At 32.2% G+C, this 19,210-nt stretch carries 18 protein-coding genes; 15 read left to right on the forward strand and 3 right to left on the reverse strand.

Annotation, left to right across the window (positions count from 1 at the left end; genetic code table 11):
* Window positions 1-46: 46 nt before the first annotated feature.
* The 3 genes from L3X39_RS02940 to L3X39_RS02950 all read left to right on the forward strand — a co-directional run bounded on the left by L3X39_RS02940 (window position 47) and on the right by L3X39_RS02950 (window position 2,898).
* Window positions 47-898, forward strand: a complete 852-nt coding sequence (locus L3X39_RS02940) for a class I SAM-dependent methyltransferase (protein WP_237230226.1) — start codon at window positions 47-49, stop codon at window positions 896-898.
* A gap of 245 nt (window positions 899-1,143) precedes the next feature.
* Complete coding sequence (locus L3X39_RS02945) at window positions 1,144-1,659, forward strand: OmpH/Skp family outer membrane protein (RefSeq protein ID WP_237230228.1); 516 nt, start codon at window positions 1,144-1,146, stop codon at window positions 1,657-1,659.
* Window positions 1,660-1,758: 99 nt separating this feature from the next.
* Window positions 1,759-2,898: an MFS transporter gene (locus tag L3X39_RS02950; protein ID WP_237230230.1), complete on the forward strand. Its 1,140-nt coding sequence runs from the start codon at window positions 1,759-1,761 to the stop codon at window positions 2,896-2,898.
* Window positions 2,899-2,906: 8 nt separating this feature from the next.
* Here L3X39_RS02950 and L3X39_RS02955 read toward each other — a convergent pair whose 3' ends face one another.
* Both L3X39_RS02955 and L3X39_RS02960 read right to left on the reverse strand, forming a co-directional pair.
* Window positions 2,907-3,830: a diacylglycerol/lipid kinase family protein gene (locus L3X39_RS02955; RefSeq protein ID WP_237230232.1), complete on the reverse strand. Its 924-nt coding sequence runs from the start codon at window positions 3,828-3,830 to the stop codon at window positions 2,907-2,909.
* Window positions 3,830-4,984 carry a DNA polymerase III subunit gene (locus L3X39_RS02960; RefSeq protein ID WP_237230239.1) on the reverse strand — a complete coding sequence of 385 codons (1,155 nt, stop codon included), beginning with the start codon at window positions 4,982-4,984 and terminating at the stop codon, window positions 3,830-3,832. The genes L3X39_RS02955 and L3X39_RS02960 overlap by 1 nt, the downstream gene beginning before the upstream one ends.
* Window positions 4,985-5,261: 277 nt before the next feature.
* On the opposite strand from L3X39_RS02960, the gene L3X39_RS02965 reads away from it, so the two are divergent.
* The 3 genes from L3X39_RS02965 to L3X39_RS02975 all read left to right on the forward strand — a co-directional run bounded on the left by L3X39_RS02965 (window position 5,262) and on the right by L3X39_RS02975 (window position 9,054).
* On the forward strand, window positions 5,262-6,449 hold the full coding sequence (locus L3X39_RS02965) for a phosphoglycerate kinase (RefSeq protein ID WP_237230241.1): 1,188 nt from the start codon (window positions 5,262-5,264) through the stop codon (window positions 6,447-6,449).
* Between the two features lie 80 nt (window positions 6,450-6,529).
* Complete coding sequence (locus L3X39_RS02970; RefSeq protein ID WP_237230243.1) at window positions 6,530-8,053, forward strand: LysM peptidoglycan-binding domain-containing protein; 1,524 nt, start codon at window positions 6,530-6,532, stop codon at window positions 8,051-8,053.
* 23 nt (window positions 8,054-8,076) lie between these two features.
* Window positions 8,077-9,054: a DUF4837 family protein gene (locus L3X39_RS02975; protein WP_237230245.1), complete on the forward strand. Its 978-nt coding sequence runs from the start codon at window positions 8,077-8,079 to the stop codon at window positions 9,052-9,054.
* Between the two features lie 72 nt (window positions 9,055-9,126).
* On the opposite strand, the gene tatA is transcribed toward L3X39_RS02975, so the two are convergent.
* The gene (tatA, locus tag L3X39_RS02980) at window positions 9,127-9,309 is read right to left on the reverse strand and encodes a twin-arginine translocase TatA/TatE family subunit (RefSeq protein WP_237230252.1); all 183 of its coding nucleotides are present in this window, start codon (window positions 9,307-9,309) and stop codon (window positions 9,127-9,129) included.
* Window positions 9,310-9,466: 157 nt separating this feature from the next.
* Between tatA and L3X39_RS02985 the strand changes: the two genes are divergently transcribed.
* The 9 genes from L3X39_RS02985 (at window position 9,467) to L3X39_RS03025 (ending at window position 19,206) form a co-directional block, all read left to right on the forward strand.
* Complete coding sequence (locus tag L3X39_RS02985) at window positions 9,467-10,339, forward strand: M23 family metallopeptidase (protein WP_237230259.1); 873 nt, start codon at window positions 9,467-9,469, stop codon at window positions 10,337-10,339.
* Window positions 10,336-11,823, forward strand: coding sequence for a GH3 auxin-responsive promoter family protein (locus L3X39_RS02990; RefSeq protein WP_237230260.1), 1,488 nt, complete (start codon window positions 10,336-10,338; stop codon window positions 11,821-11,823). Before L3X39_RS02985 ends, L3X39_RS02990 begins: the two co-directional genes overlap by 4 nt.
* Window positions 11,824-11,868: 45 nt before the next feature.
* A complete protein-coding gene (locus L3X39_RS02995; RefSeq protein ID WP_237230261.1) occupies window positions 11,869-13,557 on the forward strand; it encodes a DUF6909 family protein in 1,689 nt (562 codons plus the stop codon).
* A 12-nt stretch (window positions 13,558-13,569) separates the two neighbouring features.
* On the forward strand, window positions 13,570-14,643 hold the full coding sequence (locus tag L3X39_RS03000; RefSeq protein WP_237230262.1) for a hypothetical protein: 1,074 nt from the start codon (window positions 13,570-13,572) through the stop codon (window positions 14,641-14,643).
* Between the two features lie 398 nt (window positions 14,644-15,041).
* Window positions 15,042-15,587 carry a dTDP-4-dehydrorhamnose 3,5-epimerase gene (rfbC, locus tag L3X39_RS03005; RefSeq protein WP_237230263.1) on the forward strand — a complete coding sequence of 182 codons (546 nt, stop codon included), beginning with the start codon at window positions 15,042-15,044 and terminating at the stop codon, window positions 15,585-15,587.
* Window positions 15,584-16,369, forward strand: coding sequence for a dTDP-4-dehydrorhamnose reductase (gene rfbD, locus L3X39_RS03010; protein ID WP_237230264.1), 786 nt, complete (start codon window positions 15,584-15,586; stop codon window positions 16,367-16,369). The genes rfbC and rfbD overlap by 4 nt, the downstream gene beginning before the upstream one ends.
* Window positions 16,370-16,406: 37 nt before the next feature.
* Window positions 16,407-17,525: a GDP-mannose 4,6-dehydratase gene (gene gmd / locus L3X39_RS03015; protein WP_237230265.1), complete on the forward strand. Its 1,119-nt coding sequence runs from the start codon at window positions 16,407-16,409 to the stop codon at window positions 17,523-17,525.
* 5 nt (window positions 17,526-17,530) lie between these two features.
* Window positions 17,531-18,583: a GDP-L-fucose synthase family protein gene (locus L3X39_RS03020; RefSeq protein WP_237230266.1), complete on the forward strand. Its 1,053-nt coding sequence runs from the start codon at window positions 17,531-17,533 to the stop codon at window positions 18,581-18,583.
* A 5-nt stretch (window positions 18,584-18,588) separates the two neighbouring features.
* Window positions 18,589-19,206, forward strand: coding sequence for a hypothetical protein (locus tag L3X39_RS03025; protein ID WP_237230267.1), 618 nt, complete (start codon window positions 18,589-18,591; stop codon window positions 19,204-19,206).
* Window positions 19,207-19,210: the final 4 nt, after the last annotated feature.

Consider the following 19,210-nt stretch of genomic DNA (forward strand, 5'->3'; position numbering starts at 1 on the left):
TTAATTTCTTTTTTGTTGTTCTGAAACGAGTCAGAATCTATTTTAAATGAATAAAAAGTCAGTGCCTTTAGTTGTAAAAGATCATTCGGTTTCAGGTGAAAAGTTCGAATTAGTAGAGAATTCTGAATATGGCTTTTTAGAAACTACACCTCAACCGCCTTCAGAGAAGCTGCCTGAGTATTACGAAAGTGAAGACTATATTTCTCATACAGATTCTAAACGCAATTTGTTTGAAAAGGCATATCATTTAGTTAGGAGTATTTCGTTAAAAAAGAAATTGAAATTAATTAATTCTTTTTCTTCGGAAAGCAAAAAACTATTAGATGTAGGTTGCGGCACAGGCGATTTTTTACAAACGGCTTTACAAAATAATTGGACAGTTTCAGGAATTGAACCTAATGACCAAGCCCGAGACATTGCCAATAAAAAAACCAATAATTCTGTTTTTGAAACCGGGCAACTTTTAAAGTTTGAAGAATCGAGTTTTGATGTAATCACACTTTGGCATGTTTTAGAACATTTACCAAAATTGGAAGAACAAATAGCTACATTTAAAAAGCTATTAAAAAAACAAGGCATATTAATAATTGCGGTTCCTAATTATAGAAGTTTTGATGCAAAATATTATAAAAACTTTTGGGCTGCTTATGACGTTCCTAGACACCTTTGGCATTTTAACAAAACCTCTATTTCGAAATTGGTCGGAAAACAATCAATGAAAGTTGTAAAAACTCAACCCATGCTGTTTGATGCCTTTTACGTGAGTTTACTTTCTGAAAAATATAAAACAGGAAAAATGAATTTTTTTAAAGGTATTGGGATAGGATTGGTTTCAAATATGAAGTCTATAATATCAAAAGAATCTTCTTCTGTAATTTACATCATTAAAAACAGCTAAAATTTATTTTTAGCAACGTTGACTAGCGCTTGACGCATTAAACAACGAAACATATGCTTCAATAAAAAAAACGTCTTAAATCGCTTAAAATGAATTTGTTTTCTATAGTTATTTGTTATTAAAATTGAATTTCGCTATAAAATTTACTTATATGTTAAAATCAAAATAATTTGGACTAGAATTTTAACTTACTTTGTTACATTTGCCCAGATTAAAAACAAATCAAATAATTAATCAAAAACTAAATGAAAAATATATTTTACCTAGGAATGGTGCTTTTAATATTATCATCATGCCAAAAAGAAAAAAAAATTGGATATATAGATAATGGAATCGTTATAAACGATTATCAAGAAAAGAAAGACCTTGAAGCTAAATTTCAATTGAAAGAAGAAGCTTTTAGAAAAAAGTTTGACAGCATCGATATTGCTTTTCAAGCCGAAGTGCAAAAGTTTCAAGCTGAAGCTAATAAAATGAGTCAAACAAAAGCTCAAGAGAGATATCAGCAGTTAGGTCAATTAAAGCAAAGTCAAGACCAACAAAGACAAATTGAAGCGCAGCAATTTCAAAAAGCGTTTCAGACCGAACTTGACTCTATAATTAGCAAAGTTAAAAGGTTCGAAAATGAATATGGTAAAACAAATGGTTATTCTTTTATAATTGGAACAAGTGATGCGGCATCAACTGTATTATATGGTTCAGAAGAGAACGATTTGACTCAAATTATTTTAGACTCTTTGAACGCGAAGTACAAAAAATAACATCTATTTTTTGATAAAATTAAAAAGCTGGTCATTGTGCCAGCTTTTTTTATGGAATTTGGATAGAAATTAATATTATTTTCGCAATCTAATTAGCAAATGGAAACCAAAAACCTTCAACGAATAGCTCTAAGCACCTACTTCTTCATGTCAGGTTTATGCTTTGCATCCTGGGCATCAAGAATACCAACCATTAAAGATGCTTTTGGATTAAACGATGCTCAATTGGGAACCATGTTATTAGTAATGCCAATAAGCGCCTTGTTAGGCACCGTTGCATCTGGTTGGTTGGTTTCAAAGTTTGATAGTAGAGATCCTTTGCTAATTTCTTTTCTGCTATTTGCGCTATCCTTAACAGGTGTTTCTCATGTAAATACTACATTTTTGTTGGTAATCTCACTCGCGGCATTTTCAATTTTTATGCGTGTTTTAAATATTGCAATGAATGCGCAATCTATAACACTTCAAAAAACATTTAATAAAAATATAATTGGCTCATTTCATGGTGTTTGGAGTTTTGGAGGAGTAGTTGGTGTGCTGTTTTCTACACTTATGGTTAAAGCAGAGGTTTCTATGGAGATTCATCTTACAATAATTTCTTCAATAACGATAATTGGGTCTCTTTTGGCATACCAATATTCATTAAAAGATGATAAATCTAAAACGGGAAACAAATTGATTTTTGGAAAACCAGACACGTTTATTTTATACCTAGGTTTACTTATATTTTTTGCTTCTATATGTGAAGGAGGAATGTTTGATTGGAGCGGTATTTATTTTAAAGATGTTGTAAAAGAAGATGTCTTTACTTATGGGTATTTACTATTTATGATTTGTATGGCTGTTTCAAGGTTTTTTGTAGATAAGCTATTAGATAAATTAGGAATGCCAACCATGTATATTTTAAGCAGTATACTAATTTCTATTGGCATCTTGTCTGCGGTATTATTTCCACAGTTTTGGACGGCATTAATTGGGTTTTGTTTGGTTGGGATTGGTGTTTCGTCTATTTTTCCAATGACCTATATGTTAGCAGGGAAATCTCAAAAATATTCACCAGGAATGGCTATTTCAATTGTGGGGACATACTCCATTGTAGGTATGTTTGTTGGCCCACCTTTAATTGGCTATTTATCGCATGCTTTTGGGCTACAAAAAGCCTTTTTAATAATTATGTTTTGCGGTTTAATGTTTATTCCGATCTCTCAATTATTCTTTAAGAATTTGAAGCAAGAATAAATGTTTCTTTAAGCGTAAAAAGAAAAAGCTTTAGGAACAACAGAGACTTTAAAATTCCCACTACCAATTAGTTCTCCGTCAGCCTGAATAAAAGGCTTGTTCTTTTGAGTTATTGTAATATTTATAGCATCAGTTTTAAAAGTTTTTACCTTTTTATAATTAGTAATTTTTCCGTTAAAAAGCTTTGGAAGAACAATAACAACTTCAAACTTTCCTAAATTTTGAGCAATGGAAACATCTAATAAGCCATCAAAAGGGTTTGGATTGCTTGTAAGCTGCATACCACCACCAGAATATTTACACAAACCAACCAAAATCATTAATGTTTTTCCAGAAACTTCATCAGAATTTAAAATGACAGTAGAGTTAAAATTATTGAACTGGAACAAACTTATTAAAGCGCCAAATAAATAGGCAATGGCACCAAGGGATTTATAACTTTTTACTTTGCTAACAACAAAACCATCAAAACCAACACCTGCCAAATTATTAAAGTATACGGTGCCTTTTTCCTCATCTTCAAATACAATTTTACCTATATCCTGCTGAATAACATGTCCCTTTTTAATAATTTTTATAGCTTGCTCAATGTTATTTGGAATATTGTGAGTTTTAACCCAATCATTACCTGTGCCTATGGGAATAACACCCACATATATTTGTGATGTAGGCACTTTTTCTTGACTAAAAATACCGTTTACAATATTATGTAATGTACCGTCGCCACCAACACAAATAATATGTGTAATATTCTGATTTAGAGATGTTTGAACGAATTTTTTGCTGTGTTCGGAATATTCAGTAAATGCAAAATCAAAATCAAAACCATGATGCTCTAATAAAGCTTTAATTTTTGGCCATTTTCTTTTGCTTGCACCATTACCAGAAGTAGGATTGATAATTACCATCCATTTTTTAGAGGCTGTGCTCATTAATCAGCTTTTTTATGAAGTAATCGCGTTAATTTAATAGACAAATCTGTCAATATAATTTTAGAATTCCCATTACGTTCAATATGATAAATGGCATTTTGTAGCTCGTCACTTATTTCTAAAATATTATTTCCGTGAACAAAGGGAGCAAACTTTTCAAGCTTAAAGCTTTCTGTTTGCGGTTCCATAAACACCAAATCGGTGGCCTTGTAATTAAGTAATAAGGCTTGACGGAAAAAATCTAAACAAAATTGCAAAAACTGTTTTTGAGTTTCTCTACCTGTTTTAGAAATATCTTCACTCCAAGAAATTAAATCATGTATTGCAGCTTTATTTCCTTTTGCCTTAAAAGCGCTTCTAATCCAATAAACAAACCAAGTTTCAAACTGAATGTCTTCAGAATCGTGATATACCAAATCACAGGCTTTATTATAATTTCCGTTGGATTGATGAGCAATTTTTGTGGCTACAGATGTTTCTAAATTATATTGCTTTATCAAAGCTTCTTTAATAACGTCTTCAGCTAAAGGCGGAAAATGTAAAATTTGGCACCGAGACCGTATCGTGCTAATAATTTGTTCTTCATCTTCAGCAATTAAAATAAAAATGGTTTTGTTAGGCGGTTCTTCAATAAGTTTTAAAAGTTTGTTAGCACAAGCTGTGTTCATTTTTTCTGCCATCCAAATCAACATCACTTTATATCCACCTTCGTAAGATTTTAATGAAAGCGATTTTACAATATCTTGTGCTTCATCAACCCCAATTTGCCCCTGCTTATTATCAACCCCTAGCAATTTGTACCAATCAAACAAGTTACCATAAGGTTGCTCATTTAATAACTGGCGCCACTCTTCTAAATAGTGACTAGAAACGGGATGACTTTTTACTTTATCGCTTGTGGTAACCGGAAAAGCAAAATGTAAATCGGGGTGCGAAAAGTTTTTAAACTTTAAGTTACAAGCCTCATTCCCATTAGTGTTTTCGCCTCCAGAATTCATACACAAAATATATTGTGCGTACGCCAACGCCATAGGTAATGTGCCTGAACCCTCATTGCCCACAAACAATTGCGCATGAGGTATTCTGCCATTATTAACACTTTGTGTTAGGTGTTTTTTAATGTGGTGTTGCCCTAATATGTCTTCAAAAAGCATAAAACAAACCTACACAATTTTTATTATATGCTAAATACAAAATAGCATAGGTTTTAATTTGGGCGTTACCTTTAAGGTCGGGCTTTCGGCAGTCGCTTTTTTAGTTTTATTATAAAACCAAAAGGAGCTCCAACAAAGCCTCTATCCCTAACGTAAAAACAAAAAGTGGTCATAATCTAAAAATTTCTTTCAACCTATATCGTTTTCGTAAAAAAAGGCATTTTTTATCGCCTATTTATTAGTTACATTTGTGCTACAATCCATTAAATTGAGCATAATGAAGACTTTAAACGATTTTAATTTTGAAAATAAAAAAGCATTAATCCGAGTAGACTTTAACGTACCCTTAAATGAAAATTTTGAAGTAACCGATTCTACAAGAATAGTATCTGCAAAACCAACAATCATTAAAATTCTAGAAGATGGCGGAAGTTGTATTTTAATGTCGCATTTAGGTCGCCCAAAAGGACGTCAAGACGAGTTTTCATTAAGGCATATTGCTGAAACTGTTGAAGAAATTATTGGGGTTAAAGTTATTTTTGTTGATGATTGTGTAGGAGAAAAAGCTGAAAAAGCTGCCGCTAATTTACAACCAGGAGAACTTTTATTATTAGAAAATTTACGTTTTCATAAAGAAGAGGAAGCTGGTGATGTTGCTTTTGCAAAACAGCTTTCAAACTTAGGCGATATTTATGTAAATGATGCTTTTGGTACTGCTCATAGAGCTCATGCTTCAACAACTATTATAGCTCAGTTTTTCGAAGGGAAAAAATGTTTTGGTAATCTGTTAGCACAAGAAATAGAAAGCATTAAGAAAGTAATGGAAACGGGCGAAAAACCGGTTTTAGCGATACTTGGTGGCGCTAAAGTATCATCAAAAATCACCATTATAGAAAACATTTTAGATGCAGTAGACCATTTAATTATTGGTGGAGGTATGGCATTTACATTTGTAAAAGCTCAGGGAGGAAAAATTGGAAATTCTATTTGTGAAGATGATAAAATGGATTTGGCATTAGATATTTTAAAACAAGCAAAACAAAAAGGAGTGCAAGTTCATATTCCTGTCGATACGATAGCCGCCGATGCTTTTAGTAACGACGCCAATACACAAACAGTTGATATTAATGCAATACCGGATGGTTGGGAAGGCGTTGATGCCGGACCAAAATCTATTGCACAGTTTCACGATGTTGTAATGCAATGTAAAACCATATTATGGAATGGGCCGCTTGGAGTTTTTGAAATGGAAAGTTTTGCAAATGGCACTATTGAATTAGGAAACTCAATAGCTGAAGCCACAGCAAATGGAGCGTTTTCATTAGTTGGTGGTGGAGATTCTGTAGCTGCTGTAAAACAGTTTGGATTTGAAGAGAAAGTAAGCTATGTAAGTACTGGTGGAGGCGCTATGTTAGAAAGCTTAGAGGGTAAAACCCTACCTGGAATTGCTGCTATTTTACAATAATAGCAATTTAGTTTTCAAATTAGCCGAAAAAATACGATTTTAGCCATAACTGCGTTCAATAAATTTAATGAACAGATTTTATGGCTTTTCGATTTTTTATAATAGCAATACTTTTAAACTTTGGAACTTCATTTTCCCAAACTCAAGACTCTATAATTGATGGGAAACCTCAAAGTATAAAAACCATTGAAGCTATTGCTGATAGCTCTTCAGTTAAAAAACTGGCAGACCATAAATCAATGGCAACATTAGATGAAAAATGGTTTGAAGAACTTTACAGCAACACCTTATTTGATAGTATTTACGAAAGTGTCACGGAATTAAAATTTGATCCCGTTGATTACCCAGAATTATCTACAGACACATTAAAAGCAAGACTAAAAGAACTTGACTCTAGAACTCCATTCAATGTTGAATACAACCCAGGCCTTGAAAGTGTTATAAAATCATATTTAAAGCACCGACGAAACTCTCTACAAAACTTAATGACTTTAAGTGCGTTTTATTTCCCAATGTTTGAACGCGAATTAGACAATCAAAACATTCCTTTAGAAATTAAATATTTAGCCATTGTAGAATCGGCATTAAAACCTAGAGCTAAATCAAGGGTGGGCGCTACAGGATTGTGGCAATTTATGTTTAGTACTGGCAAAATGTATGGTTTAGACGTAAGTAGTTATGTTGATGAGCGGAGCGATCCGATAAAATCTACAGTGGCAGCTTCTAAGTATCTAGCAAAACTTTACGAAATTTTTGGTGACTGGGATTTAGCCTTAGCAGCGTATAACTCAGGTCCAGGTAATGTTACAAAAGCCATTCGTCGTTCGGGAGGTTATCAAAACTATTGGAATATAAGACACAATCTACCAAGAGAAACCGCAGGTTATTTGCCAGCATTTTTGGCAACTATGTATATTTTTGAATATGCTGAAGCACACGGGTTTAAAAAACTAAAACCAGAATTTGCTCATTTTGAAACCGATACGATTAGAGTAAAGCAGATGATAACACTGGACCAAGTGTCAGAAGTAACAGGCACTTCTATTGAGGAGCTTCAGTTTTTAAATCCATCCTATAAATTAGACATCATTCCCTTTATAAAAGGAGAAAATTATGCTTTAAGATTGCCGAAAGAAGTAGTTGGTAAATTCGTAAACAATGAAGATAGTATTTATGCATTTGCAAAAGCAGAGTTTGATAAACGAGAAAAACCATTACCGCAATTTTTTAATGCCAATGATAAAATAATTTACCGTGTAAAATCGGGAGATTACTTAGGAAAAATTTCTAGGATATATGGAGTAAGAGTGAGCGATATTAAAAGGTGGAACGGATTACGAAGCAATGATCTAAGGATTGGTCAACGATTGACTATTTATCCTAGAAAACCACATGTGTCTACCCCATCACCTTCAACAACAAAAGTTGCTGAAAAAAAGCCAATTTCAGGAGAGGTAGTAATTTATGAAGTAAAAAGTGGCGATTCGCTTTGGAGTATATCTCAAAAATTTTCTGGAGTTTCTGTTCAAAATATTAAAGATTGGAACGGTATTAGTGGTAGTAAATTAAAACCAGGAATGAAACTTAAAATTTCGAAAGGCTAAATTCCAAAAACATAACATTTATTATGAGGAACATCATATTTTCACTAGTATCATTAATACTTTTTGCATCTTGCGGAGACAAGAAAAACACAAATGACCGCTACATTGCCGATGCTTCAGGTGCCATTAACAACGTGTCTGTTGTTGTAGATAACGATTTATGGGACGGCAGTATTGGTGAAACCATTAGAAGCGTGCTAGCAAAACCTATATATGGCTTACCTCAAGACGAGCCTACTTTTACTATTAACCAAATACCTCCGTCTGTTTTTTCTGGGTTTGTAACTAGAAACCGAACGGTTTTAAAAATTGAAACCAATAAAGATGCTGGTATTGAGGTTTTAACAGATGTGTATGCAAGACCACAAAAGGTAATTGTAATTACTGGAAAAACGAAGCAAGAGGTTATAGATATAATTACTGAAAATGAATCTAAAATTATTGAAACATTTAGAAATGAAGAATTGGCTGAAAGATTACGCCAAATGGCCAAATCACCTCATCCGTTTACATCTATAAAGGATAAACTGGGGTTAACTATTCAGTTTGATTCAAGTCATAGAATAGCAAAAGAAACAGATGGTTTCTTTTGGATTAGGAAGGATATTACCACTGGCACAACCAATTTATTAATTTATGAATTACCTATTGATGCCATAAAAAGGAACGACAGTATTGTAAATCAAGTAATAAAAATTAGAGATTCCGTTGGAAAACTATATATAGAAGGACCCGTAGAAGGGTCTTATTTAGCTACCGAGAATGCTTATACCCCTTTTCATGGAGAAACAATTGTAGATAATAAACCAGCTCTGGAAACCAAAGGCATTTGGGATGTGAAAAACGCCTTTATGGGAGGTCCTTTTATAAACTATGCCATTGAAGATAAAACTAACAAACGTTGGGTAGTAATAGAAGGTTTTGCGTTTGCTCCTTCAGTTGAAAAGCGAAATTATATGTTAGAACTTGAAGCTATTATTAAATCCGTTAAAATAGATTAATAGAGATGGATTACTCAAGACAAAAAAGACCAACAAACTGTTGGTCTTTTTTATATCAATACAAGATGTTTTTTATTCTTTCTTAGGGTCTTTTTTATCATCTTCTTTACTAGCATCTTTAAATTCTTTGATGCCACTACCAAGTCCGCGCATTAATTCAGGTATTTTTTTACCTCCAAACAATAGTAATACAACCACAACAATTAATGCTATTTGCCAAGGGCCTATCGCTAACGGTAACATATATAAGTTCATAATTTTAGTTTTAAAAAACAAAGTTAATAATTAAAGTTAAATAAAACCGTTTTACGATTAACTTTAGTAGTACGGTAATTTAAAAATATTTTTAAACCGTTATACTTTACTTAAAACATCAACATATTTAATAAATTCTATTTATTTTTGTTTAACAATGAAAGAGGATAAAAAGAAGCAAAAAAAAATCAAGAAAAAACTACTCGATAAGTACCGATTATTGATACTTAACGAGCATACTTTTGAAGAAAGATTATCATTTAAATTAACGCGTTTAAATGTTTTTGTGCTTTCATCGCTAGTGGCAATTTTTTTAATTTCATTTACGTATTTACTAATAGCATATACCCCATTAAGAGAATATATACCTGGATATTCCTCAACAGCTTTAAAAAAGCAAGCTACAGAATTAAACTATAAAACAGACTCATTACAACGTGTTCTTGCCATGAACGAGATGTATTTTAACTCTATTAAGCAAGCATTAAAAGGCGATGTAAGCGCAGCAAATATTAATAAAGATTCAATTATTCAAGCAGTTAAATTAGAAGCTAGTGCAGTAGATTTAAGCCCTAGTGCCGAAGACTCCTTGTTAAGAGAAAAAGTGGATAAAGAAGATAAGTATAATTTATTTGAATCTGCAACCTCGACAACCAACTTCGTTTTATTTCCTCCTGTAAATGGCTCCATTAGTGAGCCTTATAACGCAAAAGAAAAACATTATGCAGTTGATATTGTAGTTGCAAAAGACACTCCTGTAAAGGCAACAGCAGATGGTATCGTAGTTTTTTCCGAATGGACGGCTAATACTGGGTATGTTATTATTATTGAACATAGTTACGGCCTTATTTCGATTTACAAACACAATGCTAGTTTAACCAAAGCGCAAGGTGATTTGGTAAAAGCAGGCGAGGTTATTGCAACCGCAGGAAACACAGGAGAGTTAACTACAGGGCCTCATTTGCATTTTGAGTTATGGAACGATGGTTACCCTATTAATCCAACAAATTTTATAGATTTCAATAAATGATATCATTTAAATCTGCCCTGGCAAAACCATTTGCAAAACGTATTTATAACAAAACTCAAAAATGGGCTAATAACCCTATTGATACTCAAAAAAAAGTATTTCAAGACTTAATTTCTCAAGCAGCTTCAACAGTATTTGGGAAAGATCATGATTTTATAAGTATTAACAACCATGAAGATTTTATAAAAAGAGTTCCTGTACGCGATTATGAAACTTTAAAACCCTATGTTGAAAGGGTTATTAATGGCGAAGAAGATATTCTTTGGAAAGGCAAGCCAATTTATTTTGCAAAAACATCAGGTACGACTTCAGGTGTAAAATATATACCGATAACTAAACCGTCCATTGAGGCTCAGGTAGAATCTTCTCGTAATGCCATATTGCTTTACATTCATGAAACTGGCAATGCAAAATTTGTTGATGGTAAAATGATTTTTTTACAAGGAAGCCCCATTTTAAATAAAAAAAACGGGATAAATGTGGGAAGGCTATCTGGAATTTCTGCTCACTATGTGCCTAAATATCTTCAAAAAAATAGGCTGCCATCATGGGAAACCAATTGTATTGAAGATTGGGAAACTAAGGTAAACGCCATAGTAGAGGAAACAGTAAACGAAAACATGACGGTTATTGCTGGAATACCATCTTGGGTTCAAATGTATTTTGAAAAAATTCAACAAAAAACAGGCAAAAAAATAGGTGATGTGTTTAAAAACTTCAACCTTTTTATTTTTGGAGGAGTTAATTACGAACCTTATAGAGCAAAATTTGAAAACCTTATTGGCCGAAAGGTAGACAGCATAGAATTGTATCCAGCTAGCGAAGGTTTTTTTGCATATCAAGATAAACAGAATGAAAAGGGAATGCTACTTCAATTAAACTCAGGAATATTTTATGAGTTTATTAAAGCCGACGAATTTTTTAATGACAACCCAAAACGGATTACCATTAAAGATGTTGAAATAGGCGTAAATTATGTTATGATTATTTCAACAAACGCAGGTCTTTGGGCTTATAATATTGGTGATACGGTTGAGTTTACTTCTATAAAACCTTATAGGGTAATCGTTTCAGGTAGAATAAAACATTTTATTTCTGCTTTCGGCGAACATGTTATTGGTAAAGAGGTAGAACAAGCTATGCAAGAAGCCACTTCGAATACTAATATAAGAGTTTCAGAGTTTACTGTAGCACCTCAAATTAATCCTAATCAAGGCCTGCCTTATCACGAATGGTTTATAGAGTTTGAAAACGAACCCGAAGACCTTTTGAGTTTAGCAAAAAAAATAGACGAATCACTTCAAAAACAAAACAGTTATTATTTCGATTTAATAAAAGGCAATGTTTTGCAACAACTAAAAATAACTAAAGTAAAACAAGGAGGTTTTCAAAATTATATGAAATCTGTTGGTAAATTAGGCGGTCAAAATAAGCTTCCGAGATTGTCCAACGACCGAAAAATTGTTGAGACTTTTACTCAATAAAATTTAGTTAAATAATCCTATCTTTGTACTCGACCAAATGAATCTATGAGTAGTAAAAAACAACACGCCAGAACAAGAGCTCAGGAAAGCTCGAACGCTATTGAGCGAATGTATATTACTATGCGTCATTTATTTAACAGGGGTTTTTATAAACCTATGGGAATATCTGGCGAAACTCTAAGAAATGCTTTGTTATTATTACGACCAGAAATTTATGGCTCTATTGGTGAGGAAAAAGCAGAGTTAGAAGGGTTGCTTTATGTTATTGATAGGCTTCCAACAGGTATAGAAGAGTGTACTTTCATCAATTTAACAAGTGATGAAGGATATTCCAACTCTCACTTTAAACCCATAATTCCAGAAAAAAGAAGGCGTAATTGTTATAGAATTGATAACGAACAAATGAATATCGAGATTACTCGAGGGCGCTCTGAAATCTATGACATTTTAACGCATCTAACGTTTCTTTTTATTGAATCCCATAAAATAAGTAATCGTGTTATTATTAACGAAGAGGGTGTCACCACAAGGGATTGGTTAAAACTTGAAAAAGCTGTTCTATCAAATAAGAAACTTACTCAAGAAGAGCGTGAGGTTGCTATTACCCACACGGCTAATATTTTGGGAAGAACTTTCAATGAGTTAACAGCGGTATATAATGAATTTGCTACGCCGTCTCAACCGGAAAGGTTACTTCATATTGTTTATTGGTTAGGGAAACTTGCAATTGAAGAGCAAGTGAATAACAACAAACGTACGGTTACTTTTAGTCCAGTTTTAAGGGAACGTATAGGCCACCATATTCATGGCGAAATATGGGCTGATACCATAAAAGAAACACTGCACAACAAAGGATTAATAGAAAGACCGATACATATTATTAGTGCCAATATGCATAGTGTCATGAATACACTATTTTCTAAAAATGCCTTAAAACCTAATCTCGAAAAGACAAGTATATTTCAGGTTTATGAATCTTTAAGTAAAAAGGATAATTCGGTCTTACGCAATAAAGTAACTAAAGAGGCGTTGCAAAAAGGTATGATTTATATAACTGACACATCTGGAGCTAATATAGACGTACAAATTTTTGATACTTCAAAATTAGATACCTCTAAAATAGACATCAAAATATCAAATGCTACTTTAAAAAATGAGGCACCAGTAATCTTGGTAATGGACTATGCTTTTGGAGAACAAGCTTATGAAACTATTGATGAACTACTCAAACCTTACAAAGTAAAAGGAAAGAAAACACATTTAAATGTTGAGTCTATATCAATAATGGGTAAAGCAGGTATTTTAGAAGGAGGTAAAGGTGATATCATGATTCCTTCAGCCCATATTTTTGAAGGGACAGCAGATAATTACCCATTTGAGAATGAACTAAAAAGAGAAGACTTAGATGGCCAAGGGGTAGATGTTTATGAAGGCTCAATGATCACAGTTTTAGGAACATCGTTACAAAACAAAGACATTTTAAAATTCTTCTTTAACTCAACATGGAAAGTAATAGGATTAGAAATGGAAGGGGCTCATTACCAAAAAGCTATTCAAGCGGCGTCTAAAGTTAGAGGTAGCATTAACCCAAATGTTAAAGTACGATATGCTTATTATGCAAGTGATAACCCATTAGAAACAGGAGCAACACTAGCCTCAGGAGGTTTAGGGACATCGGGTGTAAAGCCAACATATTTAATAACTAGAACAATTTTAGAACAAATACTTAACTAACAAGAAAAAATTATGAGTAAAGATTTGCAACAACCACAGCAATCTGAAGAAGTAGATTTAGGGCAACTATTTAAGATAATAGGGAATATGTTTGATCGCCTATTTAAGTTTATAGGCGGTATTTTTAATAAATTGTTTTTAGCTTTTGTTTGGATAGTCTTTTTTACAAAAAAGCATTTGATAAAGTTTGTTATAGCTGGGGTAATAGGAATTGCTATTGGGTTTTTGTTAGAAAAAACATCAGAACCTGTTTATAAGTCCTATGTAACACTAAAACAAAATTATGATACAGGTGAGAGTCTTTATAACTCAATTATTTATTATAATGATTTAGTTGATCAAAAAGATGTTATGACTCTGGTGAATGTTTTAGAAATTTCTGAAGATGAAGCCTCTTCTATATTAAATTTTGAAGTTGAATCTGTAATTAGTGAGAATCAAAAACTTAAAAATTTTGACACTTATAAAAAAGACTTGGATTCTGCATTAGCAGCAACCATTGAATATAAGGACTATATAAAAAATGATAAAGATTATAATCACGAGTACCAACAAATCACAATTAAATCGAAAACAAGAAATAGTTTTAAACAATTATTTGATAAGGTAGTTGAGAATATTAATAAAAACAGTTATTTTTTAAATCAACAGCAAAAAGATTTAAACGAATTAAACAGACGAGAGCATGCCTTAAAAGAGTCATTAGTTCAGTCAGATTCTTTAAAAAGCACATATAAAAGAGTTTTAGAAAAAGTATTAGATAATAAAGCTGGTTCACAAACTAGCGTTACCATCGAAAGCAGTGACGAAACAAGCAAAACAAAGGAATACGATTTATATTTAAGCGATTTAGAGTTAAGAAGAGAATTGGTTGAAATTGAACGAGAAAAAGAAGATAAAAAACAAATAATTGAAATTGTATCCAGCAAACAGGATTCTGGCTCAATTGATGATAAAAAAGATATTTTTGGGCTGTTAATTAGCCCAAAGTTGTACTATGCCGCTATTTTAATGGCTTTAACATTCGTGATATTGCTTTCAATTAGTTTCATTAAAGTTTTGGAAAAATACAATAGCAAAATATAGTTCAATAACTGTTTTTATAACATGACTATTAGAGTTTTAAAGAATCTAATTACAACGTATCCGAAACCTATTTTTGTGTCAAACTAGTTGTTGAGAAAGGAAAAAGAACCAACCTAATATAAGTGTAGAGTTGAAAATAATTAATTTTTTAAAAAGAAAATCTTTATCCTCAATTCCTTAACAAAGGGTTTAATTGTTAGACATTTGTACTTTTAACCGTTAATCTAAACATAACAATTTGTTAAAATATAATAGAAGAAAGGCAAGGTTTAAAAGGAGGTTGTATTGAAGAAGCCACTTATTGAACTGGATACATCAATAAAGAACAATTAATTTAGTTATCTCAACCTTTACTAAAAAGTGGATGGGAGGATACCTTCAACAACTAATAAATAATCATGACAGTTGAAGAAACATATTTAAAAGGCTGTTTTGTTATAACACCTAGAGTGCTTGAAGATGAAAGGGGCTATTTTTTTGAAAGTTTCAATAAGCAAATATTTGAAAAAGAAACAGGGGTTCATAAAACTTTTGTTCAAGACAATCAATCTAAGTCATCTAAAGGCGTATTGAGGGGGTTGCATTTCCAAAAAGGCAAACACGGGCAAGCTAAGTTAGTAAGAGTAATAAAAGGGAAAGTATTAGATGTTTGTGTCGATATTAGAGAAGAATCTCCAACTTTCGGTAAACAGTTTTCAATAATACTAGACGCTACCGAGCACAAACAACTATATGTTCCAAGAGGGTTTGCACACGGATTTTTAGTTTTAGAGGACGACACTATCTTTTCATATAAATGTGATAATTTTTACAATAAAGAATCAGAGTCAGGAATTATTTTTAATGACAAGACGTTAAATATAAAATGGGGTTTTACGGAAAAAGAGCTTATTATATCTGAAAAAGATAAAACGCTATTAACATTTGAACAACTATTTAAATGATCAAAAGAGTTTTAGTTACAGGGAGTAATGGGCAATTGGGAAAAACAATAAAAGAGTTATATAAATCAAACATCTTTAGTTTAGACTTATTTTTTGTTTCTAAAGAAGAATTAGATATAACAAACAAAAACCAACTGCAATCTTTTTTCAGAGCTAAAAATATTGATTATTGCATTAATTGTGCTGCATACACAAATGTAGAACAAGCCGAAAAGACACCAGAAATAGCCTTTGAAGTCAATGCTGAAGGTGTAAAATATTTGGCAGAAACCTGTAAAGATTTTGATGTTGTTCTAATCCATATATCTACAGATTATGTTTTTGACGGAGAGAAGACAGAGCCTTATACTATAAAAGACAAGACAAATCCAATTAATGAGTACGGAAAGTCCAAATTATTAGGTGAAAATTTTATTCAAGATATTTTAAACAAGCATTTTATTATAAGAACTTCATGGCTGTATAGTAAAAAGTATGGCAACAATTTTTATAAAACCATTTTAAAAAAAGCAAAATCAGGAGAAGCTCTTTCAATTACTGCAGAGCAGATAGGGTGTCCTACCAACACAGAAAATTTAGCAAACTACATACTAAATTTAATCACAAATAAATCAACAGATTACGGTGTTAAGCACTTTTGTGATGAGAAAGCAATGACTTGGTATGATTTTGCAAAAAAAATATTACTTGAGAATGATTTGTCTAGCCATACAAGCCTTGTTAAAGCAAACAATTATCGTACTTTTGCAAAGCGACCGAAAAATTCAATTTTATTAAATTGAAAATGGGTTGATTCATAACAACAGAATTTAGTTACAAATGCAAAAAAAAATAGCGTTAATCACAGGTGTTACCGGTCAGGATGGAGCTTATTTAAGCGAATTTCTCTTAAAAAAGGGATACGAAGTTCATGGGGTTAAAAGACGTTCATCTTTATTTAATACAGACCGAATCGATCATCTTTACGAAGATCCACATGTAGAGAATCAAAGTTACTTTTTACATTATGGTGATTTAACTGATAGCACGAATCTTACAAGAATTATTCAAGAAGTTCAGCCAGATGAGATATATAATTTAGCTGCGATGAGCCACGTTCATGTATCTTTTGAAATGCCCGAATATACTGCCAATGCTGATGGTATTGGAACTTTACGCCTTTTAGAAGCAATTCGTTTGTTAGGCTTGGAAAAGAAAATAAGAATATATCAGGCCTCAACTTCAGAACTTTATGGAAAGGTACAAGAAGTTCCTCAAACTGAAACCACACCGTTTTATCCTAGAAGCCCATATGCGGTTGCGAAGATGTATGCCTACTGGATAACTGTAAATTACAGAGAAGCTTATGGTATGTTCGCTTGTAATGGTATATTATTTAACCACGAATCTCCAATTCGTGGAGAAACTTTTGTAACGAGAAAAATAACAAGAGCTACCTCTAAAATTGCCATGGGGTTACAAGAAAAAATATATTTAGGAAACCTTGATGCACAAAGAGACTGGGGTCATGCGAAAGATTACGTGCGTATGATGTGGATGATTCTACAAGCTGACCAACCTGAGGATTGGGTAATCGCAACTAATAAAACAACAACGGTAAGGGATTTTGTAAAAATGTGTTTTGCACATATTGGAGTAGAGTTGGAATTTAAGGGAAAACAAGAAAAAGAAAAAGGATTTGTAAAAAAATGCAATAACCCAAAATATCAATTAGAAATAGGAAAAGAAGTAATTGCAGTTGATCCAAAATATTTTAGACCAACTGAGGTAGATTTGTTAATTGGAGACGCTACAAAGGCAAAAGAAAAATTGGGATGGGTTCCTAAGTATGATTTACAAGACTTAGTTGATGATATGATGTCGAGTGATCTAAAATTAATGGAAAAAGATAACTTTCTGAAAGAAGGAGGCTATAAAATTATGAATTACTTCGAATAATTCTCATGAATAAAAATTCTAAAGTTTATATTGCAGGTCATAGGGGACTTGTGGGAAGTGCGATACTAGAAAATCTAAAAATTAAGGGGTATTCTAATATTATTTCTCGCTCTCATAAAGAACTAGACTTAACCAATCAAGCTGATGTTGCTAAGTTTTTTAGCATAGAAAAACCGGAATATGTTTTTTTAGCTGCTGCAAAAGTTGGAGGCATTTTAGCGAATAATGAATATAGAGGCGAATTCATTTATGAGAATATGATGATTCAAAACAACGTAATTCATCAAAGTTATCTTCATAATGTAAAAAAGCTATTGTTTTTAGGAAGCACTTGTATTTATCCAAAAAACGCACCTCAACCCATGAAAGAAGAAAGTCTTTTAACGGGTATTTTAGAATATACAAACGAGCCTTATGCGATTGCCAAAATTGCAGGTATAAAAATGTGTGAAAGTTATAATTTACAATATGGCACTAATTTTATTTCGGTAATGCCTACAAATTTATATGGTCCTAACGATAATTTTGATTTAGAAAAATCGCATGTATTACCTGCATTAATTCGTAAGATTCATTTGGCAAAATTATTATCCGAACAAAAAGAAAAAGAGATTATTTCAGACTTAGAAGTTGATTCTATTAAAGAGGCAAATACTTACCTCGGGAAGTTTGGAGTAACTAAAAACAGTGTTGAAATATGGGGTTCTGGGAAGCCAAGACGAGAGTTTCTATGGAGCCAAGATATGGCAGACGCTTGTGTTTTTGTCATGGAAAACAGAAACTTTTCAGATATCTGTCAAGAAAATGATACAGAAATTAGAAATACCCATATTAACATTGGCACAGGAAAAGATGTGTCGATTAAAGAGTTAGCTGAAATGATAAAACAGACGATAGGATTTAATGGAGAGTTGGTGTTTAATACCGAAAAACCAGATGGAACTTTAAGAAAGCTAACCGATGTTACAAAGCTAAATAATTTGGGTTGGCATCATAAAGTTGATTTAAAAGAAGGGATAGAAAGGGCTTATGATTGGTATAAAGATAATGTAAGTTAGTGATTATGAAAATTTTAATTTTAATTTTATTTATACTTATTAATTCATGTAAAAATGATAAAAAAGAAGATCTGGATTCTATAGATTTAGAGGTTGTAAATAAATTAATTCTCCCGAATCATAATTTATGGATATTTAACCGATTGTCTTTTGATGAAAACTTTTCGGACAAAGAAAGACTAGGCGCTTTTAAAGTAACCAGAACAAGCCTTGAAGAAACTGCATATGCATTAGTCCCCGAAACACCTATTATTTATGGATCTAAATATAGAATTAGTATTGAAGTTAAAAAAGGAGATTTAGGATATTTATTCGGTTTGAGAGTAGTTAGTGAGTACCCGAATCGTATTGACGCTGTTTTTGATTTAAAAAGTGGTTGTATAGTAGACAATAAAAGTTCGGGTAATTTTATTGAAGGAAAAGCATCAATTGCCCAATTAAATAATGGATGGTATAAATGCTCAATAATTAGCGAACTAGATTCTAATATGGTGAGAGTAATTTTTGGCCCTACAAGTGGTTTAGGAAAGGCAATTACTTGGGAGGCTTCAACAAAAGATTTTTGTGACAATTATATTATTCCTTCAAGTTTAACGATTGAAGAGCTTAAAATTAAATTATAAAATA

Source organism: Flaviramulus multivorans (genome assembly GCF_021728415.1).
Lineage (GTDB): Bacteria > Bacteroidota > Bacteroidia > Flavobacteriales > Flavobacteriaceae > Sabulilitoribacter > Sabulilitoribacter multivorans.